Here is a 25,453-nt window from a genome sequence, read left to right on the forward strand (position 1 = left end):
GACATGACCGACACGAAGGAATGGACGTTCCCGGCCTCGTTCGGCCAGGAGCGGATCTGGCTGTCGAACCAGCTCGACCCCGCCTCGCCGGTGTACAACCTGCCGTGCCAGGTGCGGCAGGACCTGCCGCTCACCGAGTCCCAGTGGCGCGCGGCGATCGGCGTGGTCGTCGGCCGGCACGAAGCCCTGCGCACCGCGTTCCGGATGGAGGACGGCGCGCTCGTCCAGGTCGTGCACGAGCACGTCCCGATCGAGCCGGAGGTGCACGACCTGCGTGACCTCCCGGCCGCCGATCGCGAACCGCGCGCCGCCGAGCTGGCCCAGGCGATCGCCCGCCGCCCGATCCCCTTGGACGCCGCGCCGCCGTGGCGGGCACAGCTGTGCCGCCTCACCGACACGGACTGGCTGCTCACCTTCGTCGTGCACCACACGGTGTTCGACGCCGGGTCCGTGCCGGTGCTGGGCAGCGAGCTGAACGAAGCCTGCGACGCCGTCGCCGAAGGGCGGCTGCCGAAGCTGCCCGAACTGGCCATCCAGTACCCGGACTACTCGGCGTGGCAGCGTGGCCAGCTGCCGCTGGTGCGCGCCCAGCTGGAGTACTGGCGCGAACGGCTGGCCGGGCTCCCGCCGGTGCACAGCCTGCCCACCGACCGGCCACGCCCGGCGGAGTTCGGGTTCGCCGGCGACCAGGTCGACTTCGACCTGCCCGCAGGCTTGCTCGAGAAGGCCGGCGCGGTCGGCCGGGAGCTGTCGGCGTCACCGTTCATGGTGCTGCTGGCCGGGTACACCGCGCTGCTGTCGCGGCTGTCCGGGCAGGACGACGTCGTCGTCGGGGTGCCGGTCGCCGGGCGCGACCTGCCGGAACTGGCGCCGCTGATCGGGATGTTCGTCAACCAGCTGGCCATCCGCGTCGACCTCGGCGGCGACCCGTCGTTCGGCGACCTGGTCGGCCGGGTCCGCACGGCGGTGCTGGACGCGATCGAGCACGGCCGGGTGCCGTTCCAGCTGGTCGCCGACGCTGTCCGTCCCGAGCGTGACCCGGCGGTGCAGGCGCTCTACCAGATCGGCTTCAACTTCATCCCGGACTCGGGCATCGAGCCGGTCCGCTACGCCACCGCCAAGGACGACGTCGCGATCGACCTGACCGCGGTCGACGGCCGCCTGCTCTACCGCACGGATCTCTTCGACCGGGCCACGGCCGAATCGATGGTGGACCGGTTCTTGGGCCTGCTCGCGGCGGCGGTCGAGAACCCCGCCACGCCGGTGGCGGACCTCCCGCTGCTCTCGGACGCCGAGCGCGCCCAGGTGCTGGAGTGGGGCGAAACGTCCACTTCGGACGCTCCGCTGGTCGTCGCCCGCTTCGAGGAGCAGGTGACGCGGACTCCGGACGCGGTGGCGGTCGACCTCGGCGGCGTGCGGCTCACCTACGCCGAGCTCAACGCGCGGGCCAACCGCGTCGCGCACCGGCTCGGCACCGGTGGTGTGGTCGGCGTGTGCGCGCCGAACTCGGCCGATCTGGTCGTGGGCATCCTGGGGGCGCTCAAGAGCGGCGCCGCCTACGTCCCGCTCGACCCGGCCAACCCGGCGCAGCGGCAAGCCCTGATCCTGGCCGACGCCGGGGCCCGCGTCGTGCTCACCAGCGGCGTCACCCTCGACGCCGAGACCCTGGACTTGAGCGACCCGGCGGTGTGGGCGGAGTCGTCCACGGAGAACCCGCCGGTGCCGGACGGCATCGCCTACGTGATCTACACGTCCGGCTCGACGGGACGTCCCAAGGGAGTGCAGGTCGGGCACCGCGCCCTCGCGACTTACCTGGCCTGGGCGCGCGAGGCGTACCCGAGCCTGAGCGGCCGCGCGTTGCTGCACACGTCGGCGTCGTTCGACCTGACCGTCACGACGCTGCTCGGCCCGCTGACCGCCGGTGGGTCCATTGTGGACTCCGGTCGGCCGGACTTCGTCAAGGCGACGCCGACGCACTTGGCCGTGCTGCCGGAGGAGTCCTATCCCACCGGGGACCTGGTGCTCGGCGGTGAGGCGCTGAGGGGTGAGGTCGTGCGCCCGTTCGCCGCGACCGTCACCAACGAGTACGGCCCGACCGAGGCCACTGTCGGCTGCGTCGCCCACCGGCTCGACGGTCCGGTCGACGGCCCGGTGCCGATCGGCCGTCCGATCCCCGGCACCCGTGTCTACGTCCTCGACGACCGGCTCCGGCCGGTCCCGCCGGGTGTCGCGGGTCAGCTCCACCTGGCCGGCGCGCAGCTCGCCGACGGCTACCTCGGCTTGCCCGAGCTGACCGCGGAACGCTTCCCGGACGGCCCGTTCGGCCGGATGTACACCACCGGCGACCTCGCCCGCTGGCGCCGTGACGGCACCCTCGAGTACCTCGGCCGCACCGACGACCAGGTCAAGCTGCGCGGCTACCGCATCGAGCCCGGCGAGGTCGAAGCCGCGCTCCGGCAACTGCCGGACGTCCGGGACGCGGCCGTCGCCGTCCGCGAGGGCGCCCTCGTCGGGTACGTCGTCGGCACCGCCGAAGGTGCGGCGGAGGCGTTGCGGGCGAGCCTGCCGGAGTACCTGGTGCCCACCCTGTTCGTCACCCTGGACGCCCTGCCGGTCGCGGCCAGCGGCAAGCTCGACCGCGCCGCGCTGCCGGATCCCCAGCTCGGTGCGGAGACGGAGTACGTCGCCCCGAGCACCGCGTCCGAGGAGCTGGTCGCCGAGGTGCTCGGTGAACTCCTGGGCGTGGAGAAGCTCGGCGTGCACGACGACTTCTTCGCCCACGGCGGCAACTCGCTGCTGGCCATCCGCGCGATGGCCCGGATCCGCAAGCAGGTCGGGGTCGAACTTCCGGTCCGCGGCCTGTTCTCGTTCACGACGGTGGCCGGGCTCGCCGCCGAGGTCGAACGGCGGCTGGAAGAAGACCTCGACCAGCTCAGCGACGAAGAGGTCCAGGCCCAGCTGGCCGAAAGCGAGCAGGCGTGACGACGATCGACGAGACCAGCAGCGCCGCCGCGCGCCGGGCCCTGCTGGAACGACGGCTGCGCCGGCGCGCCGAACCGGCCGCGACCATCACCCCGCGCCCGGACGGCGACCCCGTCCCGCTGTCCTACCAGCAGGAACGCGTCTGGTTCATGGAGCAGTTCGCGCCGGGAACCACGTCCTACAACATCCCGATCCCGATCCGCCTCACCGGCCGCCTCGACGTCGTTGCCTTGCAGGCGGCGTTGGACGCCCTTCCGGTGCGGCACGAAGCGCTGCGGATGCGGTTCCCGGCGGGGGAGGACGGGCAGCCGGCCGTTCGCCTCGCCACGGACGTCACCGTGCCGCTGTCCCTGGTGGACGCCTCCGGTGAGGACGTGGCACGAGCGGCGGTCGACGCCGCCGCGGCGGAGCCGTTCGACCTGGTCGACGGCCCGCTGCTGCGCGCCACCCTGGTCCGGATCGGCGACGACGAGCACCTCCTCGCCGTGTGCACGCACCACATCGTCGGCGACGGCTGGTCGGTCGACCTGCTGCTGCGCGACCTCGCCGCCCACTACCACGGCACCGCGGCCGGCCTGCCCGCATTGTCGATCGGCTACGGCGACTTCGCGCACTGGCAACGCCGGACGCTCACCGGCACCGAACTCGACCGGCAGCTGGACCACTGGCAGGAGACCCTCCGCGGCGTCGAACCCCTGGAGCTGCCGACGGACCGGCCGCGCCCGGCGACCCAGACGTTCGACGGCGCCATCCACGAGTTCTTCGTCGAGAAGGACCTCGCCCGGGCGCTCGGCGAGCTGAGCCGCGAACACGGCGTCACGCTCTTCATGACGCTCCTCGCGGCTTACCAGCTGCTGCTGTCGCGGTACTCCGGGCAGGAGGACTTCGCGGTCGGGTCGTCGTCGGCCGGGCGCGGGCTGCCCGAGCTGGAGGGCGTTGTCGGCATGTTCATCAACATGCTGCCGCTGCGCGCCCAGCTGGCCGGCGACCCGAGTTTCACCGAGCTGCTGGACCGCACCCGGCGGCACGTGCTCGACGCGTTCGACCACGCCGACGTCCCCTTCGAACGCTTGGTCAACGCGCTGGGCGTGCCCCGGGACGTCAGCCGTTCGCCGGTGTTCCAGGCGATGTTCGCGCTGCAGAACTACGAGATGGGCCGGATGAACGCGGCGGGCAAGTCCGAAGTGGACTTCCGCTGGCTGCCGATGGACCTGCCCGCCACCCGGTTCGACTTCGAGTTCCACGCCATCGAGATCGAGTCCGGCCTGATCGGCAAGTTCGTCCACAACACGGCGCTGTTCGGCACGGAGACCGTCGCCGGGATGGCCGACCGCCTGGTGACGCTGCTGCGCTCGATCGTCGCCGACCCGACGCGGGCGGTGTCCGAACTGGACCTCCTGGGCGACCAGCGGGACCTGGTGCTGAACCGCTGGAACGACACGGCGGGGGAGATCCCGCCGGGCACGCTTCACGGACTCGTCGAGGCGCAGGTCGCCCGCACACCGGACGCACCCGCGCTGACGTTCCGCGGCGAGTCCCTGTCCTACCGGGAACTGGACGCACGCGCTAACCGCGTCGCGCACCGCCTGCGTGAGCTGGGTGTCGGCCCGGGCACGCTGGTCGGCGTCTTCGCGAACCGGTCGTTCGAGCTGGTCACGGGCCTGCTCGGGGTGCTGAAGGCGGGCGGCGCGTACGTCCCCCTGGATCCGGAGTACCCGGCCGACCGGCTCGCGTTCATGCTGAAAGACGCCGCCGCGCCGGTGGTGCTCACCCAGGCCGCGCTGCGCGACACGCTGCCGCCGGGCGACGCGACCGTCGTCGTCCTCGACGACCTGACCGGACCTGAGTCCACACTGGACACCGCGGCCGGGCCGGACGATCCGGCGTACGTCATCTACACCTCGGGCTCCACCGGGAAGCCGAAGGGCGTACCGAACGGGCACCGCGGCATCGTCAACCGCCTCGATTGGATGCAGCGCGCCTACGGCCTCGACGGCTCGGACGCGGTGCTGCAGAAGACCCCGGCGAGCTTCGACGTCTCGGTGTGGGAGTTCTTCTGGCCGTTGATCACCGGTGCCCGGCTGGTCCTGGCCGAGCCGGGCGGCCACAAGGACGCGGCGTACCTGCGTGACCTGCTGGTTTCCGAGCGCATCACGACTGCGCACTTCGTGCCGTCGATGCTGACGCTGTTCCTCGCGGAACCGGAGATCGACTCGGTGACGTCGTTGCGCCGCGTGGTCTGCAGCGGCGAGGAACTGCCCCTGGTGACGGCCCGGGAGTTCACCACCCGGCTGCCGCACTGCGAACTCCACAACCTCTACGGCCCGACCGAAGCCGCGATCGACGTCACCGCCTGGCACTGCACACCCGAAGCCCTGGCCGAGGTGGCGTCGGTGCCGATCGGCACACCGATCCGCAACCTGCGGATCTACGTCCTGGACCAGCGCGGTAACCCGTGCCCGGTCGGCGTCCCCGGCGAGCTGCACATCGCGGGCGTCGGCCTGGCCCTCGGTTACCACAACCGGCCCGAGCTGACGGCCGAGAAGTTCGTGCCCGATCCGTTCCACGGTGGCCGGATGTACCGCACCGGCGACCTCGCCCACTGGCGGCCGGACGGCACGATCGCCTTCCTCGGCCGCATCGACCACCAGGTCAAGCTCCGCGGCCTGCGCATCGAGCTGGGCGAGATCGAGACGGCGCTGCGCGAGCAGGACGGCGTCCGTGACGCGGTGGTGCTCGTCCGTGAGGACTCGCCGGGGGACAAGCGCCTGGTCGGGTACGTCGTCGGCGACGCGGATGCGGGGGCGCTGCGGACGGCGTTGAAGCTCACCCTGCCGGACTACATGGTCCCGCCGTCGTTCGTCACTCTCGACGAACTTCCGTTGACGCCCAACGGGAAGCTCGACCGCAAGGCGCTGCCCGCACCGGTCGCGAGTCGCGACGCGAGCACGGAGCTCGTCACGCCGTCGACGCCCCTGGAGGTCCTCCTCGCGGACATCTGGCGGGACGTCCTCAAGGTCGACGAACTGGGTGTCGACGACGACTTCTTCGACCTCGGCGGCCACTCGATGCTCGCCACCCAGGTCGTCGCGCGGATCGCGAAAGCCGGGCACCAAGCGGGTGTGATGGACCTGTTCCAGCACCGGACCATCCGCGAGCTGGCGGCGTTCCTCGACGGGGATCGCGACGACTCCGGGCACCTGCTGTACGAGCTGACCAAGCCCCTCAAGCAGCGGACGCTCACCTACGTCTGCTTCCCCTACGGCGGCGGCAGCGCGATCGTCTACCAGCCCCTCGCCGACGCGCTGCCCGCCGGGTATTCGCTGTACTCGGTGGCCATCCCGGGCCACGACGTCGGCCTGACCGAGGAGGCCGTGCCGTTCGACGAACTGGTCGAGCGGCTGGCCGACGAGGTCCTCGAGCGGATCGACGGCCCGCTGGCCATCTACGGTCACTGCGGGGTCGGCAACGCGCTCGCCGTCGGCGTCGCCCGCCGGCTGGAGGAACGCGGCCGCGAGCTGGAAGTCGTCCACATCGGCGCGATCTTCCCGTTCGCGCGGATCAAGGGCGCGGTCGGCACGCTACGCACGAAGCTGGAGAAGCTGCGCAGCAACCGGTACTACGCGGACTGGCTCAAGGGCATGGGCGTCGACACCGAGGAACTCGACCCGGACCAGGCCGACCGGATCATCAGCAACATGCGCGCCGACAGCCGCGCCGCCGAGGAGTACTTCAGCGGCCTGCTCGACGCCCGTGTCGCCAAGCTGCGCGCGCCGATCATCTCGGTCGTCGGCTCGGAGGATCCGGTCACCGACTACTACGCCGAGCGCTACCGCGAATGGGAGTTCCTCACCGACCGCACCGCGCTGGTCGTGCTGGACCAGGCCGGGCACTTCTTCCTCCGCTACCGCGCGGCCGAGCTGGCCGAGATCATCACCCGCGTCCACCCCGCCCTCGACGACCCGGGTGAGCTGCACATCTCGAAGCGGGGCGAGGACGCGGGCTGGGCGGTGCACGACACGCACACAGCCGCTGTGGACGAGAAGCCCGTGGTGCCGCCGAGCATGGCCCGGTTCGTCACGGTCACCATCGGCCAGCTGGTCTCCTCGACCGGCTCGGCGCTGACGTCGTTCGCGGTGCCGATCTGGCTCTACACCCGCACCGGCTCGGTCACCGACCTCGGCCTGCTCTGGGCTCTCGCGCTGATGTGCGGGGTGCTGATCCTGCCGGTGGCCGGCGCCCTGGTCGACCGCGGCGACCGCCGGAAGATCATGATCGCGGCCAGCGCGGTCGCCGGGCTCATCCAGCTCGCGCTCGCGTTGCTGCTGGTCGCGGACAACCTGCAGCTCTGGTTCATCTACGTCCTGATCCCGCTCGGGTCGGTCGCGGGGTCGCTGCAGCGGATCGCCTACCAGTCGTCGGTCGCCCAGCTAGTGCCCAAGCAGTACCTCGGCCACGCGATGGGGCTCGCGCAGCTGTCCAACGGCTTCGCGCAGCTGCTCATGCCGGTGATCGCCGCCGGCCTGCTGGCCGCGATCCAGCTGTCCGGGATCCTGGTCCTCGACATGGTGAGCTACGCCTTCGCCATCGTCAGCCTGCTGTTCGTCCGGTTCCCCGACCTGCTCGGCTGGCGCCCTCGGGAACCGCTGCTGACGGCGATCGCAGGCGGGCTGAAGTACTCGTGGAACCACCGCGGTTTCCGCACCATGCTGCTGTACTTCGCGCTGGCCAACGTCTTCCTGGCGCCCGCGCTGGTGCTCGTCTCGCCGCTGGTGCTCTCGTTCGGCACGGTCACCGACGTCGCCCAGGTCGCGCTGGCCGAGGCGGTCGGAGCCGTGGTCGGCGGCATCGGGATGGCCCTGTGGGGCGGCCCCCGCAAGCGGCGGATGGTCGGCGTGCTCGCGGGCAACGTCGGCATCGCGCTCGGCTGCCTGGTGATGGGCCTGCGGCCGTCGCTGATCGTGGTCGCGGCCGGGGTGTTCCTGCTGGCCGCGGCGATGGCCGTGTCGCAGGGCATCTACGCGACGCTGGTGCAGGTCAAGGTGCCGCAGCGCTACCACGGCCGGGTGTTCGCGATCAACCAGACGATCACCTGGTCCACTCTGCCGATCGGGTTCGCGGTGCTGGCGCCCGTCGCGGTCGGCTGGTTCACGCCGCTGCTGGCTCCGGGCGGCGCCTTGGCCGGATCGGTCGGCTCGGTGCTCGGCACCGGGGAAGGCCGCGGTGTCGGGCTCGTCTACGTCGTCTACGCCCTGATCCTGCTGCTGATCAACATCGGCGGGTTCGCCGTGAAGCTGCTGCGCCGGTTCGACACCGAGGTGCCGGATTCGCTGCCGGACGACCTGGTGGGCGCGCAGGTGCGCGAGCGCAAGCTCGCCGGGAAGGAGGCCGCGTGAGCGTCGTGGTGCTGATCAGGGAGGCACGCGGGCACTGGGTCGGCGAGGTCGCCGCCGCGGTGCACGCGGCCGGCCACCGCGCGGTCCTGTTCGCCCCGCCGGTGGACGCGGCCGAGCGGACGTCGCTCGCCGCGATCGTCGACGAGGTGGTGGCGGTCGACGACGTCTACGACGCCGAAGCCGTCGCCGCGAAGATCCGCGGGATCACCCCGGCACCCGCGGCGGTGATCACCGGCTCCGACGGCGCCATCGAGAGCACCGCCCGGGTCGCCGAGCTGCTCGGCGTGGCGCGCTGCCCGGCGTCGGCGTTCACCCGGGCGGCCAGCAAGTTCGCCGTCCGGGAAGCCCTCGCGGCGGCCGGGCTGCCGGGACCGGGGTTCGCGCTGCTCTCCTCGGCGTCCGATGCCGCCGAGGTCGCCGGGCGCGTGGGACTCCCGGCGATCGTCAAGCCGGTCAACGGCGCGGGCAGCAACCTCGTCCGCACGGTGTCCACAGTGGACGAACTGGCGGCGGCCTACGAGCTGCTGGCGGCCCGGCTGCCCGAGTCCGCCGACCCGCGCTACCACCGCCCGCTGGGAACGCTGGACCCGGCGAAGACGTTCCTCGTCGAAGGCCTGCTGCGCGGCCCGGAGTACGCCGTCGACGTGCTCATCCGCGACGGCGTCCCCGAGCCGGTCGAGATCCTCGACAAACCCCTGATCGACGAGCGCAAGTTCGAGCTGGTCCTGTCCTGCCCGCCCGAGGGGCTCACCGACGAGCGGGCCGCGCTGGTCGGCGAAGCGGCGTCCGCCGCGGTGAAAGCCCTGGGCCTGGACAACACCGTGGCGCACGTCGAGATCATCGACGACGAGCGGCGCGGCCCGACGATCGTCGAGGTCAACGCCGGCCGCCCGGCGGGCTCGATCATGCCGCTGCTGGCCAAGCTGCGGACCGGCATCGACGTCTTCGCCGAACTGACCACGCTGGCCCTCGGCGCGCCGCCACCCGCGCGGGAACCGGCGAAACTGCCGATCCAGCTGGGCATGCTGATCCTCTACGCCACCGGCTCCGGCACGCTGACCGGCATCGGCGGGCTCGACGACATCGCCGCCCTGCCCGAGGTGATCGACGTCGTCACCACCGTCTCGCCCGGCCAGGTACTCACCGACGAGCAGGAGACCTACGCGGTCAACCTGGTCGTCGCCGGGTTCGCCGACCACGACGACCTCGTGTCGCTGCACGCCGAGGCGAGCAAACTGATCCGGCTGGAGGTCTCGTGAAGACCGCGTTCGTCGTCCGCGAGACCCGCGGGCACTGGATCCGGGACGTCGTGGCGGCCGTGCGCCGGGAGGGCTTCCGGGCCGAGCTGGTCACCGAGGCCCTGGACGACGCCGAACGCGCCGAGCTGACGCCGATCGTGGACGGCTTCGTGGTCGTCGACGACGTCCGTGATCCGGAGGCGGTCGCCGACGCGATCCGGGCCCGCGACCCCGAACCCGGGGGAGTGCTCACCGCCGCCGAGGGCATCATCGCGAGCACCGCCCGGGTGGCCGGACTGCTCGGCGTCGCCCGCTGCCCGGCCGACGTCTTCACCGTGACGCACAACAAGTTCGCCGTGCGGCAGGCGCTCGCCGAAGCGGGTCTGCCGGGACCGCGCTGCGCGTTGTTCGCCGACCCGTCGGACGCCGGGAAGATCGCCGCGGAGGTCGGTCTCCCGGCGATCGTCAAACCGGTGAACGGCGCCGCGAGCACCCTCGTCCGCACGGTATCCACAGTGGACGAACTGACCGCGGCCTACGACCTGCTCGCGACCCGGCTCCCGCAGTCACCGGACGCGCGGTACCACCGCACCCTGCCCGGATCGATCGACCCGCTGCGGGTCTTCCTGGTCGAGGGCCTGCTCCAAGGCCCCGAGTACGCGGTGGACGTGCTGATCCGCGACGGCGTCGCGGAGCCGGTCGGGATCGTGGACAAGACGCTGATCGACGACCGCAAGTTCGAGCTGGCGATGGTCTGCCCGCCACTCGACCTGCCCGAAGAGCGTGCGACGGCGATCCGGTCGGCGGTGATCGACGCCGTCCTCGCCCTGGGCCTCGACCACACCTGCGCGCACGTCGAGATCATCGACGACGCGCAGCGCGGCCCGACGATCGTCGAAGTGAACGCCGGCCGCCCGGCCGGGGGCGCGCAGCCCGCCCTGCTCAAGCTGGCCACCGGCATCGACGTCACCGCCGAAGCCGTCTCGCTCGCCCTCGGCACCCCGCCGCCCGCGCGGGGCCGCGGCCTGCCCGTGCCGGTGGGCTACCTGGTCGTCTACGCCGACGGCGCCGGGCGGCTGGTGCGCGTCACCGGGACCGACGACGTCGCCGACCTGCCCGAAGTCCTCGAAGTCGTCACCATCGTCACGCCCGGCCAGGTGCTCACCGGCGACCAGGAGGTCTACGCCGTCAACATCTTCGCCGCCGGGTTCGCCGACGCCGAGGACCTGGCCGCGCTGCACACCGAGGCCACCAAGCTGATCCGCATCGAACTGGAGGAGTCATGACCGCCGATCTCGCGGCGCCGCTGGGGCAGCTCGAAGGCAACGAGCACACCCGCATCGCCGTCCACCAGGTCCCCGACCTCGCGTGGGTCGAGGCGCACCTGCCGGACCTGCAGGCCCACCTGCGCGACCACGGCGCGATCCTGCTGCGCGGCCTGCCGGTCGACCTCGACCTGTTCAACCGGGTCACCGAGACCATCGGCGGCGCGCTGCTCACCTACACGGAGCGCTCGACGCCGCGCTCGGCGGTGGCCGGCAACATCTACACCTCGACGGAGTACCCGCCCGCCGAGTCGATCCCGATGCACAACGAGAACTCCTACTCGGCGCACTGGCCGGCCCGGCTGTTCTTCCTGTGCGACACGGCGGCGGCGACCGGCGGCGCCACGCCGATCGCCGACAGCCGGGCGGTGTTCCGGTTGCTGCCGGAGGACCTGCGTGAACGGTTCGCCGGCGGCGTCACGTACGCGCGGGCGTTCCGCGAAGGCCTCGGGCTCACCTGGCAGGAGGCGTTCCAGACCGACGACCGCGCCGTCGTCGAGGAGTACTGCGCCCGCAACGGCCAGACCCTCGAATGGACCGAGGAGGGCCTGCGCACCCGGCACGTCCGCCCGTCCTTTGTGGACGAACCGGATACCGGCGAGACCGTGTGGTTCAACCAGGCCAACCTCTTCCACGTCTCCAGCCTCGGCGAGGAGGTCAGCGAAGCGCTGCTGGAGCTGTACCCGGAAGCCGACCTGCCGCGCAATGCCTACTTCGCCGACGGCAGCCCGATCCCGGACGCGGACCTGGCGAAGGTCCGCGAGGTCTACGACGAGGTCAGCTACGCCTTCCCGTGGCAGGCCGGCGACGTGATGGTGATCAACAACATGCTGCACGCCCACGGCCGCGAACCGTTCACCGGCAAGCGCCGCATCCTCGTCGCGATGACCGGATGACCGAGGCGTCCGCCCGGCCGGTGGTGGTCCTGCTGGCCCACCCCCGGCCGGGCAGTTTCAACCACGCGCTCGCCGAACGGGTGCGGGCCGCGCTGGCGCAGGCCGGGCGGCCGGTGCGGTTCCACGACCTGTACGCCGAAGGCTTCGACCCGGTGCTCACCGCGGAAGAGGCGTACACCAGCGGCACCCACGCCGAAGATTTCCTCGCCGCCGAGCCGGATCCACTGGTCCGGCGGCACCGCGAGGAGCTGCGTGACGCCGCCGGGCTCGTCGCGATTCACCCGAACTGGTGGGGCAAACCGCCGGCGATCCTCAGCGGCTGGCTCGACCGGATCCCGGTCCCCGGCGTCGCCTACCGGCTCGACGACGCGGGCGGCGCCCCCGAGTCGTTGCTCGCCCTGGAGCACCTGTTCGTCGTCAACACCTCCGACACCCCGGAGGAGCGCGAGCGGACGCTGTTCGGCGACCCGCTCGACGCGATCTGGCGCCGTTGCCTCGCGCCCTACCTCGGCGAGCCGGCCGTGACCCGGCTGGTCCTGCGGGTGGTCGCGGACGCCGGCGCGGACCGCCGCGCGCGGTGGCTGGCCGACGTCGAAGCCGAGGTCACGCGGTTGTTCGGCGGTCGCTGACCGGTTCCGGCCAATTCCGGTGAAGACCTTGAGGCGGTTTCGCGCGGCGTGCGACTCTCGGGCCGTCCGGTAACCGGATTCACCGAGGGAGAACCGTGAGCGAACTCGAGCGCATGGCCGAAGAACGCCGGCTCCGCCGGGAGCACACCCCGGAGGCGCCGGCCGGGCAGCAGTGGGGCACCTGCGTCAGCGTCCAGGCGACCGGCGACCGGCGCCGCCGGTTCGCCCGCGTACTGCTGGCGAGCGGCCTGGTGATCACCGCCTACCTCCCGCTGAACGTCGCCGCGCCCGCCGTCGACGCGCCGGTCCTGGTGCAGACCCGGGCGATCGGCGACAAGGGCGGCGACTCCGTGGCCGTGGTGAACGACCAGAAGCCGCCCGGCGGCGAGATCGTGGCGTCCTGACGGTGGCCGACGTGCGCACCGTCTCGATGATCACCTTGGGCTGCGCGCGCAACGAGGTCGACTCCGACGAGCTGGCCGCGCGCCTGGGCGAATCGGGCTGGCGCCTTGCCGAACCGGGCGCCGAAGCCGACGTCGTCGTGGTGAACACCTGCGGGTTCATCGAAGCCGCGAAGAAGGAGTCCATCGACACCGTCCTGGCCGCGTCCGGCACGGGCGCGAAAGTGGTCGCCGTCGGCTGCATGGCCGAGCGCTACGGCCGTGAACTCGCCGACGCGCTGCCCGAAGCCGCCGCCGTGCTGTCGTTCGACGACTACCCGGAGATCGGCGCCCGCCTCGAAGACGCCTTGACCGGACGCGCGCACCCCGCGCACACCCCGCGGGACCGCCGGATGCTGCTGCCGATCACGCCGGTGCAGCGGCCCGCCGCGGTGACCGCGCCGGTTCCCGGTCACGGCCCGGCCGGCGGCCCGAGGCCGTTGCGGTACCGGCTCGGCGGCGGTCCGGTCGCCCCGCTCAAGCTGGCGTCGGGCTGCGATCGGCGGTGCACGTTCTGCGCCATCCCGAGCTTCCGCGGCGCGTTCGTGTCCCGCCCGCCCGCCGAGATCCTCGCCGAAGCCGAATGGCTGGCCGGCCACGGCGTCCGCGAACTCGTGCTGGTGAGCGAGAACTCGACGTCGTACGGGAAGGACCTGGGCGACCTGCAGGCGCTCGAGAAGCTGCTGCCGCGGCTCACGGCCGTCGTCGACCGGGTGCGAGTGAACTACCTGCAGCCCGCCGAACTGCGCCCGAGCCTGCTCGAGACGATCGCCGGGACACCCGGGGTGGCGCCGTACTTCGACCTGTCGTTCCAGCACGCCAGCGGTGCGGTGCTGCGCCGGATGCGCCGCTTCGGCGACCGGGAACGGTTCCTGCAACTCCTGGAGAAGATCCGCGCGGCGGCCCCGGAAGCGGGGGTGCGGTCGAACTTCATCGCGGGCTTCCCGGGCGAGACCGACGCCGAGTTCGCGGAGGTCAAGCGCTTCCTCGAGGAAGGCAGGCTGGACGTCGCCGGCGTGTTCGGCTATTCGGACGAGGACGGCACGGAAGCCGTCGGGCTGCCCGGCAAAGTGCCTCCGGACGTGCTCGCGCGGCGCGTCGAGGAACTGTCGCTCCTGGCGGAGGAAACCGGCAGCCGGCGCGCGCGGGAGCGGGTCGGCTCGGTCGTGGAGGTGCTGGTCGGGCCGGCCGGGCACGGCTGGGCCGCGCACCAGGGCCCCGAGGTCGACGGCGTCGTCACCTTCACCGGGACGCGGCCCGCGGCGGGCGAACTGGTCCGGGCCGAAGTCACGGGCGCCGACGGTCCGGATCTCGAAGCGCGGCTCCGGCCGGCGTAGGTCAGCCGACGTGGTCGGCGAGCTGGGCGTTGTCGTAGACGGTGACCGTGTCGCAGGCCGGGCTGACCGACGAGGACGAGGCGCCGGTGACGATCAGGGCGATCGGGTAGCTGTCGTACTGCCACACGCAGCTGTAGTGGTCCTTGCCCTGGCTGTCGGTCCACGCGCCGCGGACCGCGGAGCCGATGACCGTGGACGGGTTGTCCTTCAGCGTGAAGTTCTTCCGGTCGGCGCCCGTCGCGGTCCGGGTTTCCCGGAATCAGCCCGGTTCGCCGCGGTCGCGGTGCCGGGCCGAGGTGAGGACCGCCCAGACGACCTTGCCGCCGGACCACCGGTGGCTGCTGCCCCACACCTTCGCCGCGTGGGCGACGATGTAGAGGCCGAGCCCCGGGCTGCGGACGTCCGACCGCTCCAGCAGCACCGCGGGGTGCGGGTCGTCGTCCGCCACGGCCACGGTCAGCAGACCCCGGCGCAGGTCGAGCCGCATCCGCGGGACCGACGACGTGTGCCGGACGGCGTTGTCGGCCAGCTCACCGGCGATCAGGGCGCCGTCGTAGATCAGCTCGGGCACGTCCCACTGCCCGGCCAGTTCGCGGACGAACGACCGGGCCAGCGGCGCCGCGTTGGCCGTGCGGGGCAGGGTCCGGTCCACCCGGTGCCGGACCGGTGTGCTCTGGTGGTGCTCGGCGGTCTCGACGTCCGGGTGCACCGCGACGAAGCGGTCGATCCCGGAGCGGTGGAGCAGCCGCAGGTGCGCGTTCCGGCTGGTGACCAGGGAAAGCGGGATGCCCGGCCAGTCGCCGATGCGCCGCGCGACCAGCGGGAAGACGCTGGCCGGCGCGAGCTCGCCCATCGTGAGGGCGGTGACGTCGGCGACGATCCCCGGCGGCGTGTCCGCCGCGACCTTGAGCAGCCCGTCCCGCAGCGACGCGTACCCGGGGAGGTCCAGCTCCCCGTTGACGGTCACCAGGGCACTGTCGGGCCGGGGTGTCAGGCGCAGCGTCAGTTCCGGAGGCACGAAGTCCTTCAGACCTGCCCCGCGCAACGTTGCCGGGTCGCCACCGCGGAAGGCTCCATGCCGGACCACGCTAGTCGTGATCGCGCGCCGCGGGGTACTCCGTAGTGACGAACTCGCGTTGCGCGCCAGAGGGACCGCGTGGGGTACGACCGGCTCGGCGTTTCTCGTGTCGGGGGCGCGCTCGGCACCGACCTCGCCACAGCGTTGGCGCTGCTGCGCGGCCACGCCCGTCGCACCGGCCGGCGCCTGACCGACGTCGCCCGGGCGGTCGTCACGCGCGCCGAAGACGTGCGGCAGCTCCTCGGCTCCGAGGCCGACCGGGACCGAACTGCCGGCTTGCCCGCGATGCGTTCGGCCCGGTGATGACCGGGACTGTCCACATCGGACCGGAGAGTTGCCGGTTGCCGACGCGGAGTGTGCTCGACTTCGGTCGTCTCGTGCCGGGCCGCGCGTTCGTCAGACCGCGGCGTACCGGATCACCCGGCGCAGCCGGCGGATCGCGCGGAACTGGGCCACCCGCACCGCTTCCGGGCTCGGCATGCCGAGCAGCGCCGCCGTCTCCTCGGCGGAATAGCCGAGCAGCACCCGCAGCGTCACCACCTGGCGGTAGTGCCGCGGCAGCCGGTTCAGCACCCGCCTGACCTGCAGGTGTTCTTCGATCCGCGCGAAGTCGTCGGCCGCGGCCGGGAGACGCCAGGCCGGGTCGGTCGCCGCCTCCGGGTCGGGGAGCGGGGTGAACCGTTCGTGGCTGCGGTGGCGATCCCGGTGCACGTCGGCGGTCTTGTGCGCCGCGATGCCGAACACCCACGAGAGGAACTTGTCGGAGCGGTACCGGTAGCGCGGCAGGGCCACGAGCACCGCGAACAGCACTTCCTGGGTGCAGTCCTCGGCCGTCGTCGTCGCGTTCTCGCGGCCGAGCCGCTTGCGGCAGTAGGCGAGCACGATCGGCCGCAGCAGCCGGAAAAGCCGCTGGATGGCCTCGTGATCACCGCCGATCGCGTCGTGGACGAGCGGGACGTCCGGCGGCGGCGCTGGTCCCACGGTGGTCTCCCGGGTCGGCACCGGGGCGGGAACGCCGCCGGCGCGCTCGGCCATCGGGGTCCGGGACGGCTCGCGTGGTCCCTTTCACCGTAGCGGAAGATCGACCTTCGAGTCCTTTGTGGATGGACGGGACGCCGTCAGCGGAAGCTGTCGAGGGCGAGCTTGGCGGCGGCCGCGATCAGCCGGTCGTCGTACTTCGCGTCCTCCGTCTTCCGGTCCGACATGATCACGAGCACGATCGGCGCCCGCCCGGGCGGCCAGACGACGGCGATGTCGTTGCGCGTCGCGTACGAGCCGGTGCCGGTCTTGTCGGCGACGGCCCAGCCCGCCGGCGCGCCCGCCCGGATCAACGCCCCGCCGGTGGTGTTGGCCCGCATCATGCCGGTCAGCACCGCCCGCTTTTCCGGCGGCAGCGCCGAGCCGAGGGTGAACGCCCGCAGACTGGCGGCCATCGCCCGCGGGGTGCTGGTGTCCCGGATGTCCCCGGGCGCGAGGTCGTTGAGCCCGGGCTCGGTCCGGTCGGCGTGGGTGGTCGTGTCGCCGATCCCGCGCAGCGCGGCGCCGAGCCCGGCCGGTCCGCCGAGCTCGCGGAACAGCAGGTTCGCGGCCGTGTTGTCGCTGTAGCGCAGGGCGGCGTCCATCGCGTCGCGCAGGGAGATGCCGGTGTCGACGTGCTTTTCGGTGATCGGCGAATACTCCTGCAGGTCGGCCCGGGTGTACTTGAGCACCTTGCCGAGCCCGGGCAAGCCGGTGCGCTGGAGCACGGCGCCCGAGGAGAACACCTTGTGCGTCGAGGCGTACCCGAAGCGGTCGTCGGCGTGCCGCGTGACTTCGCGGCCGCTGCCGGTGTCGATCGCGTAGACGCCGAGCCGGGCGTCGAACCGGGTCTCGAGCGGCGCGAAGTCCGGTTGCGCCACGACGGTGGCGGCCGGCTGGGAAGACGACTGGGACGACGGTGTCTGCGCCGGGGGCGCGGCTTCCGGAGCGGCGCAAGCGGTCAGCGTGACGAGCGCCGTCGCGGCGAGCGCGGCCCTCCTGACGTGGGGGAACGACACGGCACTTCCTTTCGGTCTTGATCGGCTCTCGCAGTCTCGCCGCGTCCGCTCATGCTGTCCAAGACGGAAATGAACGGTTCGATGCCACAATCGCATAGAGTGTGGTGGTGGACCTGATCGGCTGCTGCAGGGCGTTCGTGAGCGTGAGCGAGGCCGGAAGCTTCACCGCGGGCGCGGCGGTCGCGCGGATCCCGCAGCCGGTCGCCAGCCGCCGGATCGCCGCGTTGGAACGCCACCTCGGCGAGCGGCTCTTCGACCGGTCGACCCGCCGGGCGACGCTCACCCCGTTCGGCCGCGACATGCTGCCGTCGGCGAAACGCCTCGTGCGGCTGGCCGAGGCGATGGAACACGACGCCCGGCGCGCCCGGCTGCGGCCGATGCGGGTGGCCGTCCCGGACACGTGCGGCGTCCGCGACCTCGCCGAGCTCGCCGCCGAGGCCCGCGTGCTGGAGGTCCACTTGGAGTTCCGCGCGGCGGCGCCGGGGGAACGGGCCGAGCTCGTCCGCACCCAGGAGGTGCGCGCCGCGCTCGTCGCGGTCCCCGCCGAGGAGGGTGCGTGGACCGTGCCGCTGGGCCTGGCCGGTGTGGCGCCGCCGCCGTCGCGGGTCGTGCACCTGGAGACCCTGCGCGTCGGCCGGTCGGGTGGCGCGCGCCGGTGTGTGTGGCTCCAGCCCGAGGACGACGTCCCGCACGTCCGCGACCGGGTCCTGCGGATCCGCGACGCCGTCGGCCTGCAACCCGCCCAAGTCGCCGTGGCCGGGTCGCTGACCTCGGCGGCGGCGGACGTCTTCGGCTCGGCGGACCTGCTGCTGTGCTCCGCCGCGCAGGCCGCCGACCTCGGGCTACAGTGGCGGCCGATCGGGGAGATCGACCTGGCGCGCGGCTTCGACGTCACCGCCGCGCTGGGGGAGGACGCCGACCGGCTGCGCACCGTGTTGTGGGCCCCGGTCGGGCGATGTCTCGGCGCGACCGGGGTTTGAGGGGGCGGGTTGAGCACCGAAACGCTGGTCCGGGAGCTGCGGGCCGAGCTGGCCGACGGCGGGCTCCGCGGCTCGTTCCTGGTCCGCGACCTGGCCTCCGGGCAGGAACTGGGGATCGACCCGGACCGGGTGTTCCCGATCGCGTCGCTGGTCAAGGTCCCGCTCGCGGCGGTGACCCTGGAGCGGATCCGCCGGGGCGAGCTCGACGGCGCGACCCAGGTCGAGATCGAGCCCGCTGGCATCACGACGCCGGGCCCGATCGGGCTGACCCGGTTCCGCCACCCGGCCCGCGTCGCCGTCGACGACCTGGTCTACCTGAGCACCTCCCTGAGCGACGGCGCCGCGGCCGACGTCCTGTTCGAGCTGACCCCGCCGGCCGACGTCACCCGGATGCTGGACGAGTGGGGTGTCCCCGGCATCGCCGTCCGCCACCTGATGCGCGACCTCGTCGACACCCCGGCCGAGCGGTTCGGGTCCGGCGACGTCGACCTGGCCCATTCGCTGGCCATCGGCGCGTCCACGGCCGGCCAGGGCCACCGGCTCGCACAGCTGGACGTCACGCGCGCGAACGCCGCGTCGGCACGGGCGCTGCTCGATCTGCTGCAGGTCCTGTGGACGCCGTCGAAGATCGACCCGGAGGTGGCCGCCGGCGTCCGGGACCTGATGGGACTCAACGTCCTGCGCCACCGCCTGACGCCCGACTTCGCCTCGGACGCCGCGAAGTGGTCGTCGAAGACCGGGACGCTGCTGAACCTGAGGCACGAAGCGGGCGTCGTCGAACACGCCGGAGGCCGCACGTTCGGTGTCGTCGCCCTCACCGAGTCCCGCGTGCCGGCGGTGCTCCAGCCCGAGGCGGAGGTCCTGATGGCCCGGGTCGCCCGGGCGTTGCGGGACCACCTGCGCGCGGCCTGAAAACCGGTTGGGCGCGGCATTTCCGGCGCCTAGGCTCCGCGGGTGACCTTCACGAGACCCGAGCCGCCGTACTACGCCGTGATCGTCAGCAGCAAGCTGGACGCCGGCCACCTCGACGGCTACGCGCCGATGGACCAGCGCATGACCGAACTCGGCCGAGCCCAGCCGGGCTACCTCGGCCGCGAGTCGAAAACCGACGCGGACGGCCGCGAGCTGACGGTCCTGTACTACCGCGACGCCGAGTCGATCGCGGCGTGGAAGCAGCACCCGGAGCACCTCGAGGCGCAACGGCGAGGCCGGGAGCAGTGGTACGCGGACTACCACATCGAGGTCGCCAAGGTGGAGCGCGCGTACGGCTTCAAGCGCTAGCGCCCGGACCGGAACCTCGACCGTTGTGCCGGTTCCGTCGTGAGTGTTGAGGAGGGTTAGAACCGCCCTAACCACTCACGACAAGCCGCGGCAGACCACGTGAGCGGCGGCCGCTGTTTCGGGGCGCCGCACTCGCCGGGCTGAGCTGCTCTGCCCGCCGCGGGCAGGCTGTGCTGGCAGGGTCGCCCGGCAGGTCGAATTGCTCGGCCGGCCGCAGGCCAGGCCGTAGTGGCTGGTGCGGTCGCCGAGCGGCGCCCGCCAGGTCGGAGTCGCGCCGCCCGCGACGGGCAAGTCCGTGTTGGCTGGTGCGGTCGCCGATCGCCGAGCGGCGCAGGCCAGGTCTGCTCGCCGGGGGCAGATCGGGATGGCCCGGGCGCGGGTTGCCGAGCGGCGCAGGCCAGGTCTGCTCGCCGGGAGCAGATCGTGATGGTCGGCGTGGGTTGCTGAGCGGCGCCCGCGAGGTTGGGTTGCGTTGCCCGTGGCGGGCAGGTCCGTGTTGCCGGTCGCCAGTCGCCAGCCGCCGGGTGGCGTAGGGCAGGCCTGCTCGTCGACGTCCAGGCCGTGATGGCCGGCGCGGTCGCCGAGCGGCGCCCGCCAGGTCGCGGTGCTCTGCTCGCGGCCCGCCGTTCCGCGCCGGCCGGCACCGAACGCCCAACCGCGCGTGGCCGAGCCTGCGCGCCGTGGCCGAGCGTGCGCCGTGGCCCACGCGCTCCGGTCAGACCGCCGCTTTCACCCCGAAGTCGACCTCCTCGGTCTTCACCGTGCCCGCCGTCCGCCCCGGCGCCGTCTGGAACTGCCAGTACAGGTTCGTGTGTGCGATGACCTGCCCCGGCGGGGGCGCGCCGTACGCCGAGAGGTCTTCGGTCGTGTGCGCGTCGGCGACCAGGGTCGCGTCGTAGCCGCGGGCGAGCGCGCCGTGCAGGGTGGAGCGGATGCACGCGTCCGTCTGGGCGCCCGCCACCACCAGCCGGCCGATGCCTCGCGCGGCCAGCACGCTCTCGAGGTCGGTGTCCTCGAACGAATCGCCGTAGGCCTTGTGCACCAGCGGTTCCTCGTCGCGGCGGACGAGCTCGGGGATGTACTGCCAGGTTTCGCTGTCGCGCGGCAGCTCGGCGCTGGTGTGCTGCACCCACACGACATCGACGCCCGCCGAGCGCGCTTTGTCCACCAGCGCCCCGATGTTGGCGACGACGGCCTCTCGGTCGTGGGCCTCCCGCATGACGCCGTTCTGCACGTCGACGACGAGCAGCGCGGTCTTCGGACGGTCGGTGAGTGTGGTCATGATCCCTCCCGGTGCGTGGTCGCGCCCACTCTAAGCGGGACCACCGACATTTTCGCGCGCTGCCCGCTCGGTGTGCGAAGTCCGGGGGAGCGGCCACGGTGAGGCCGGCTCGGGTTCCTGCTCCAGGCCGGTCAGCACGGCTCCGATCAGCCGCTCGGCCTGGCGGTCGATCGCGCGCGGGCCGTCGAACCGGACGAGGCCGTCGGCCAGGAGGGTGGCGAGGCCGTGCATCGCCGACCAGACGACGATCTCCGCCCCGGGCCGCGCCGACGCGGGCAAGCCGCCTTCTTCGGCCAGCCGGTCGAGTTCGGCCGCGAAGACGTCGTGCGGGTGCGGCGAAACCGGCTCGCCGGGTTCCGCGCGGTGCGCCGCGAAGATCAGCCCGGCGACCGCGGGGTCCTCGATCGCCCAGCGGACGTAGTCGCGCGCGGCCGCGACGAGCCGGTGCCGCGGGCCACCCCGGGCGCGCGCGGCGGCGCGGGCCATGCGGTCGCCGAGGCGGGCGACCAGCCGGTCCGACAGGGCCCGGACCAGCGCGTCCCGCGACGCGAAGTGGTGGTAGGCCGCACTCGGGCTGACGCCGATCCGCACCGTCGCCTCCCGCAGGCTCCAGCCGTCGGCGCCGCGTTCGCGGACCAGCGCCTCGGCGCCGTCGAGCAGCGCGTCGCGCAGGTCGCCGTGGTGGTACCGCTCACGTGCCATGACGTCGATCTTAACACCGATCAGAATCTGTACTATGTTCAGATCAGGAACTGAACACCGATCAGATAGGAGCCCGGACATGACCGCAGACCTGCCCGATGTGACACAGGCGCCGCCGCCGATCGTGGGCGGCGAGCCGGTCGAGGTGGCCGGCGGCGTCTTCGTCCTGCGCGACAACCGGGTGCCGCTCGTGCCCAACATCGGCTTCGTGGTCGGTGACCGGGCGACGCTGGTCGTCGACACCGGCCTCGGCCGCCGCAACGGCGAATACGTGCTCGCACAAGCGAAGCGGCTCGCGAATGGACGGCCGCTGTACCTGACGACGACGCATTTCCACCCGGAGCACGGCTTCGGCGCGGAGGCGTTCGCCGGCGCGGCGACGATCATCGCCAACCGGAGGCAACGCGACGAACTGGCCGGCAAAGGCGCCGGATACGTCCGGATGTTCAGCGGCCTCGGCGAAGCCATCGCCGCCGAACTGAAGGACGTCACCTTCGTCGATCCGGACGTCGTCTACGAAGGCCGGGCGGAGCTCGACCTCGGCGGTCACCGCGTCGTGCTGCGGGAATGGGGCCCGGCGCACAGCGCGGGCGACCAGACCGTGCTCGTCGACGGCCGCGTGCTGTTCACCGGCGACCTCGCGGAGACCCGGATGTTCCCGATCGCGCCGTACTTCCCGCCGTACGACACCGACTTCGACGGCGCCCGCTGGATCGCCGCGCTGAGCGGGATGGCCGAGCCGGCCCCGGAAGTGGTCGTCCCGGGACACGGCGAAATCGCGGACGTCACGCTGCTCCACGAGATCCGCGGCTACCTGGAGCACGTCCAGGCCGAGGTGACGCGGTTGAAGACCGCCGGCGCGTCCGCGGCGGAGACGGCGGCGAAGCTCGACGAGGACGCGCGGGCCCGGTGGCCGGAGTGGGCCAATCCCGAGTGGATCGGCCTGGCGGCCACCGCGTTCCACGCCGCGGGCTGACCTTCCGGCGAACCGGACCGCGGCTCCGTACGATGTCCACCATGGACTACACGCTGCTGGCCGTCGTCGTGCTGGTCGCGGCCGTCGCCCTGGGGGCCTCGGCCAGCGATCGCCGGATCAACCGCGTCGAGCGCCGCCTCTCGCTGATGGAACAGAAGCTCGACGCCATCGCCGGGCACCTCGGCGTCACCGTGGCGGAGCCGGCGCAGCCGCAGCTCGCGGACCTGCCCGAGGTGCGGAGGTACCTGCAGGAGGGCAAGAAGATCCAGGCGATCAAGGCCTACCGCGAGAGCACCGGCGCGGGCCTCAAGGACGCGAAGGACGCCGTCGAGCGGCTGGCCTAGCCGCCCAGGGCCGGGGCGGCGTGGCGGACGCGCAGGACGTCCGCGATCACCGTGTCGGCCACCAGGCGCTGCTCTTCGTCCAGCGGCTCGCCCGGTGCCGCGATCGCCGAGCCGCCCAACGCCTGCGCGGCCTCCGCGGTGAAGTCCGCCATCGGTGTCGGGCCGCCGCGCAGCAGCAACGCTCCCGCCGACGCCGCGAGTCCGCGCAGACCTTCCGCGGCCGCGTCCAGCGCGGCCTGCTGATCGGGCCCGGGCGCCTTGCTCCCCGGCTCCGGCGCGCGCAGGTCCTGCTGGGCGCGGGCCGCGGCGCGGAACCGGGGAGCCAGGCGCCCGGCCGACTCGCCCCGCAGCACCGCCGCGACGGCGGTGAGCAGCTCACGGGTCGTGTCGACGGCTTCGTCGAACCGCTCGGCCAGCGACGGCTTCCGCACCCCCGGCACGGCGGCGAAGCCGAACAGCAGCGCGATCACGACGGCCAGCACCATCAACAGCACGTACTCCACCAGCAGCGTCCGCGCGTCGAGGTGCTTGGTCGCCGAGTTCATCCCGACGCTCATGAGCACCATGCACCCGTTGAACACCAGCGGCCGGCTCTGCATCAGCGGGAACCCGGCCAGCAGCGCGATCAGCGCGAGCGGCAGCAACGCGCCGGGCGGCAGCAGCCACAGCACCAGCGCCAGCACGACCGCGCCGCCCAGCGCGCCGCCGACCCGCTGCCACGCCTTGCTCAGCGTGTCCCGCCACTCCGGCTGCAGCACCGCGAACGTCGTCATGAGGAACGACACGGTGAGCGGATCGCCCGGCCGGAACCGCGCGACGATCAGGGCGAGCAGCATCCCGAGCGCGCACCGGACCGCGTGCCGCAGCTGAGCGGAACGCCAGGACAGCGCGCCCTCGGCCTCGCGGCGCAACGCCGCCCGCACGGCGGCGCGGGGAACGTCCACAACGGACTCGTCGCGCGTCAGCACGGCGTCGCGGACCGCGTCGACGCCGGACCACAGCTCGTCGACGAGCCGCCGCGTCTCACCGGGAAGGGCGACGCCGGAGCCGGGACGCTCGGCCGCGGGCAGGTCGTCCGGGACGTCCTTGGCGCGGACGGCTTCGGCAAGCCGGCCGAGTTCGGCCTCCGCCGCGTCGAGGATCGTGCGGAGCGCGGCCGACTGGTCCTCGGTGAGCGTCCGCCGCCGGTCGTCGAGGACGGCGGCGGTGGCGCGCGCCCGCATCCCCGCGCCCAGGACTCGGGTCTGCCACTGCCGCGGCCGGTCGGCCAGCCACAGCCGCACTGCGCGTTCGGCGATGTCCTTGCCGCCGCCCGCGAGCGCGTCGGCCAGAGCCTCGCGCGTGGGCTTGCCGGGGTCGCCGATGCCGAGCAGCAGCCGCAGCACGATCGCCACCCCGACGGCGAGCGCGGGCGCGCCGATGATCTGCCCGGCGGTCGCGGTGCCGGTCAGCTGGAAGCCGTAACCGAACACCGACGCCATCCCCAGCCCGAGCCCGACCGTGACGAACCGCGGCCCGAGCGCGGGCAGCAGCGCGGCGGCGAACACGACGACGGTCAGCAGCGCGATCGCGGTGATGTCCGACACCGCGCCCAGCAACCGCGGCCCGGCCACGCCGGCGACCACGACGGGTGCGTAGCCGGCGAGCAGCACGAGGTCGGACCGCAGTGGCCCGCCCGTGGCGGCGATGAAGCAGAACAACGCCGTCAGCCCGGCGAGGATCACCGTGTTCCCGAGGCCGATCGCCACCCCGATACCCGCCGTCGCGCCGATGACGACCACCACGAACCCGAGCATCCCGACGCCTTTGACCAGGCCTTTCACCACATCAGCCCTTCGCCTCGCGTACCGCCGTGATCATCTTGGCGCACCCGGGGCCGAAATGTGGGTTGCACTTGGTTCAAGTCGTCGGAACGGCGTCGTTTCGTCGCTGACGGATCAGCTGCGCCGGGCTCGGTTCCACCTCGGCGACGGCCGCTCGGAGGGCGGCACCCGCGTGCGGTCCGCCGAAACACTGCACCGCGTGCGTGGGCCGACCGTGCCGCTGCGGGCGAGCACGGTTCAACAGGCCGTCGTCCGCCGGGCGCTCGAGCATGGCCTGCAGGGTCAGCGCGGGTACTTCAGCCGCGGCGAAGACGGCGCGGTCACCGGCGTCGACCTCGCGGGACGCCTGGTCACCCGCGTCTGAACGGCAAACCGCCGCACCCCGGGAGCCGGGGTGCGGCGGTCGGAAGAAACGGGTCAGTCCTTGACGCCCTTGACGGCGTCCTTGATCTTCTCGCCGGCCTGCTTCAGGGAGCCCTTGGCCTGCTCGGCCTTGCCCTCGGCCTGCCACTGCTCGTTGCCGGTGGCGTCGCCGACGGCCTCCTTGGCCCGGCCCTTCAGCTCTTCACCCTTGTTCTCGATCTTGTCGTTCACGGGCTGCACCTTTCGTCGGGCGACATTTCCGGATCGGCCTGTCACCACGAGGGCCTCCTTCTCCGGCTACCCGCTGCACGGCGACGTACACCTTTCTCGGTCATCCGGGTGACG

General features: G+C 72.7%; 23 protein-coding genes. 15 read left to right on the plus strand and 8 right to left on the minus strand.

Going from position 1 to position 25,453, the window contains the following annotated elements:
- The first annotated feature begins 3 nt into the window (after nt 1-3).
- The 8 genes from OG494_RS11190 to rimO all read left to right on the plus strand — a co-directional run bounded on the left by OG494_RS11190 (nt 4) and on the right by rimO (nt 14,243).
- The gene (locus OG494_RS11190) at nt 4-2,982 is read left to right on the plus strand and encodes a non-ribosomal peptide synthetase (protein ID WP_328454617.1); all 2,979 of its coding nucleotides are present in this window, start codon (nt 4-6) and stop codon (nt 2,980-2,982) included.
- Nucleotides 2,979-8,378: a non-ribosomal peptide synthetase/MFS transporter gene (locus OG494_RS11195; protein WP_328454619.1), complete on the plus strand. Its 5,400-nt coding sequence runs from the start codon at nt 2,979-2,981 to the stop codon at nt 8,376-8,378. Before OG494_RS11190 ends, OG494_RS11195 begins: the two co-directional genes overlap by 4 nt.
- Nucleotides 8,375-9,637 carry an ATP-grasp domain-containing protein gene (locus tag OG494_RS11200; RefSeq protein ID WP_328454621.1) on the plus strand — a complete coding sequence of 421 codons (1,263 nt, stop codon included), beginning with the start codon at nt 8,375-8,377 and terminating at the stop codon, nt 9,635-9,637. The genes OG494_RS11195 and OG494_RS11200 overlap by 4 nt, the downstream gene beginning before the upstream one ends.
- Entirely contained in the window at nt 9,634-10,902 is a 1,269-nt protein-coding gene (locus OG494_RS11205) for an ATP-grasp domain-containing protein (protein WP_328454623.1), read from the plus strand. The genes OG494_RS11200 and OG494_RS11205 overlap by 4 nt, the downstream gene beginning before the upstream one ends.
- Nucleotides 10,899-11,837, plus strand: coding sequence for a TauD/TfdA family dioxygenase (locus OG494_RS11210; RefSeq protein ID WP_328454625.1), 939 nt, complete (start codon nt 10,899-10,901; stop codon nt 11,835-11,837). Before OG494_RS11205 ends, OG494_RS11210 begins: the two co-directional genes overlap by 4 nt.
- Nucleotides 11,834-12,466, plus strand: a complete 633-nt coding sequence (locus OG494_RS11215) for an NAD(P)H-dependent oxidoreductase (protein ID WP_328454627.1) — start codon at nt 11,834-11,836, stop codon at nt 12,464-12,466. Before OG494_RS11210 ends, OG494_RS11215 begins: the two co-directional genes overlap by 4 nt.
- A gap of 95 nt (nt 12,467-12,561) precedes the next feature.
- Entirely contained in the window at nt 12,562-12,870 is a 309-nt protein-coding gene (locus tag OG494_RS11220; RefSeq protein ID WP_328454629.1) for a hypothetical protein, read from the plus strand.
- Nucleotides 12,871-12,896: 26 nt separating this feature from the next.
- Complete coding sequence (gene rimO / locus OG494_RS11225; RefSeq protein ID WP_328458922.1) at nt 12,897-14,243, plus strand: 30S ribosomal protein S12 methylthiotransferase RimO; 1,347 nt, start codon at nt 12,897-12,899, stop codon at nt 14,241-14,243.
- Between the two features lies 1 nt (nt 14,244).
- Here the strand turns inward: rimO and OG494_RS11230 are convergent, their stop codons facing one another.
- The gene (locus tag OG494_RS11230; RefSeq protein ID WP_328454631.1) at nt 14,245-14,370 is read right to left on the minus strand and encodes a hypothetical protein; all 126 of its coding nucleotides are present in this window, start codon (nt 14,368-14,370) and stop codon (nt 14,245-14,247) included.
- 132 nt (nt 14,371-14,502) lie between these two features.
- Nucleotides 14,503-15,210, minus strand: coding sequence for an ATP-binding protein (locus OG494_RS11235; RefSeq protein ID WP_328454633.1), 708 nt, complete (start codon nt 15,208-15,210; stop codon nt 14,503-14,505).
- A gap of 189 nt (nt 15,211-15,399) precedes the next feature.
- Here OG494_RS11235 and OG494_RS11240 point away from each other — a divergent pair, with 189 nt between their 5' ends.
- Nucleotides 15,400-15,624 (plus strand): hypothetical protein, encoded by a 225-nt coding sequence (locus OG494_RS11240; RefSeq protein WP_328454635.1) that lies wholly within the window; start codon nt 15,400-15,402, stop codon nt 15,622-15,624.
- Between the two features lie 93 nt (nt 15,625-15,717).
- Here OG494_RS11240 and OG494_RS11245 read toward each other — a convergent pair whose 3' ends face one another.
- Both OG494_RS11245 and bla read right to left on the minus strand, forming a co-directional pair.
- On the minus strand, nt 15,718-16,302 hold the full coding sequence (locus OG494_RS11245) for a sigma-70 family RNA polymerase sigma factor (protein ID WP_328454636.1): 585 nt from the start codon (nt 16,300-16,302) through the stop codon (nt 15,718-15,720).
- Nucleotides 16,303-16,439: 137 nt separating this feature from the next.
- A complete protein-coding gene (bla, locus tag OG494_RS11250) occupies nt 16,440-17,303 on the minus strand; it encodes a class A beta-lactamase (RefSeq protein WP_442874474.1) in 864 nt (287 codons plus the stop codon).
- 155 nt (nt 17,304-17,458) lie between these two features.
- Here bla and OG494_RS11255 point away from each other — a divergent pair, with 155 nt between their 5' ends.
- Genes OG494_RS11255 through OG494_RS11265 form a run of 3 tightly spaced genes read left to right on the plus strand, consistent with a single transcriptional unit; the run spans nt 17,459 to nt 19,618 of the window.
- Nucleotides 17,459-18,337, plus strand: a complete 879-nt coding sequence (locus tag OG494_RS11255) for a LysR family transcriptional regulator (protein WP_328454639.1) — start codon at nt 17,459-17,461, stop codon at nt 18,335-18,337.
- A gap of 9 nt (nt 18,338-18,346) precedes the next feature.
- A complete protein-coding gene (locus OG494_RS11260) occupies nt 18,347-19,249 on the plus strand; it encodes a serine hydrolase (protein WP_328454641.1) in 903 nt (300 codons plus the stop codon).
- Between the two features lie 42 nt (nt 19,250-19,291).
- A complete protein-coding gene (locus OG494_RS11265) occupies nt 19,292-19,618 on the plus strand; it encodes an antibiotic biosynthesis monooxygenase family protein (protein WP_328454643.1) in 327 nt (108 codons plus the stop codon).
- 715 nt (nt 19,619-20,333) lie between these two features.
- Here OG494_RS11265 and OG494_RS11270 read toward each other — a convergent pair.
- Both OG494_RS11270 and OG494_RS11275 read right to left on the minus strand, forming a co-directional pair.
- The gene (locus tag OG494_RS11270; RefSeq protein ID WP_328454645.1) at nt 20,334-20,900 is read right to left on the minus strand and encodes a cysteine hydrolase family protein; all 567 of its coding nucleotides are present in this window, start codon (nt 20,898-20,900) and stop codon (nt 20,334-20,336) included.
- Between the two features lie 30 nt (nt 20,901-20,930).
- Nucleotides 20,931-21,602: a TetR/AcrR family transcriptional regulator gene (locus tag OG494_RS11275; RefSeq protein WP_328454647.1), complete on the minus strand. Its 672-nt coding sequence runs from the start codon at nt 21,600-21,602 to the stop codon at nt 20,931-20,933.
- 79 nt (nt 21,603-21,681) lie between these two features.
- Here OG494_RS11275 and OG494_RS11280 point away from each other — a divergent pair, with 79 nt between their 5' ends.
- Together OG494_RS11280 and OG494_RS11285 are read left to right on the plus strand one after the other, a co-directional pair.
- Nucleotides 21,682-22,578 carry an MBL fold metallo-hydrolase gene (locus OG494_RS11280; RefSeq protein WP_328454649.1) on the plus strand — a complete coding sequence of 299 codons (897 nt, stop codon included), beginning with the start codon at nt 21,682-21,684 and terminating at the stop codon, nt 22,576-22,578.
- 41 nt (nt 22,579-22,619) lie between these two features.
- Nucleotides 22,620-22,922 carry a ribosomal protein L7/L12 gene (locus tag OG494_RS11285; RefSeq protein ID WP_328454650.1) on the plus strand — a complete coding sequence of 101 codons (303 nt, stop codon included), beginning with the start codon at nt 22,620-22,622 and terminating at the stop codon, nt 22,920-22,922.
- Here the strand turns inward: OG494_RS11285 and OG494_RS11290 are convergent.
- Nucleotides 22,919-24,745 (minus strand): FUSC family protein, encoded by a 1,827-nt coding sequence (locus OG494_RS11290; protein WP_328454652.1) that lies wholly within the window; start codon nt 24,743-24,745, stop codon nt 22,919-22,921. The two genes, OG494_RS11285 and OG494_RS11290, sit on opposite strands and share 4 nt — an antisense overlap.
- A 199-nt stretch (nt 24,746-24,944) precedes the next feature.
- Here OG494_RS11290 and OG494_RS11295 point away from each other — a divergent pair, with 199 nt between their 5' ends.
- Nucleotides 24,945-25,109: a hypothetical protein gene (locus OG494_RS11295; protein ID WP_328454654.1), complete on the plus strand. Its 165-nt coding sequence runs from the start codon at nt 24,945-24,947 to the stop codon at nt 25,107-25,109.
- A 53-nt stretch (nt 25,110-25,162) separates the two neighbouring features.
- Here the strand turns inward: OG494_RS11295 and OG494_RS11300 are convergent, their stop codons facing one another.
- Nucleotides 25,163-25,339 (minus strand): CsbD family protein, encoded by a 177-nt coding sequence (locus OG494_RS11300; RefSeq protein ID WP_328454656.1) that lies wholly within the window; start codon nt 25,337-25,339, stop codon nt 25,163-25,165.
- Between the last annotated feature and the right edge of the window lie 114 nt (nt 25,340-25,453).

The organism is Amycolatopsis sp. NBC_00438, assembly GCF_036026695.1.
Lineage (GTDB): Bacteria > Actinomycetota > Actinomycetes > Mycobacteriales > Pseudonocardiaceae > Amycolatopsis.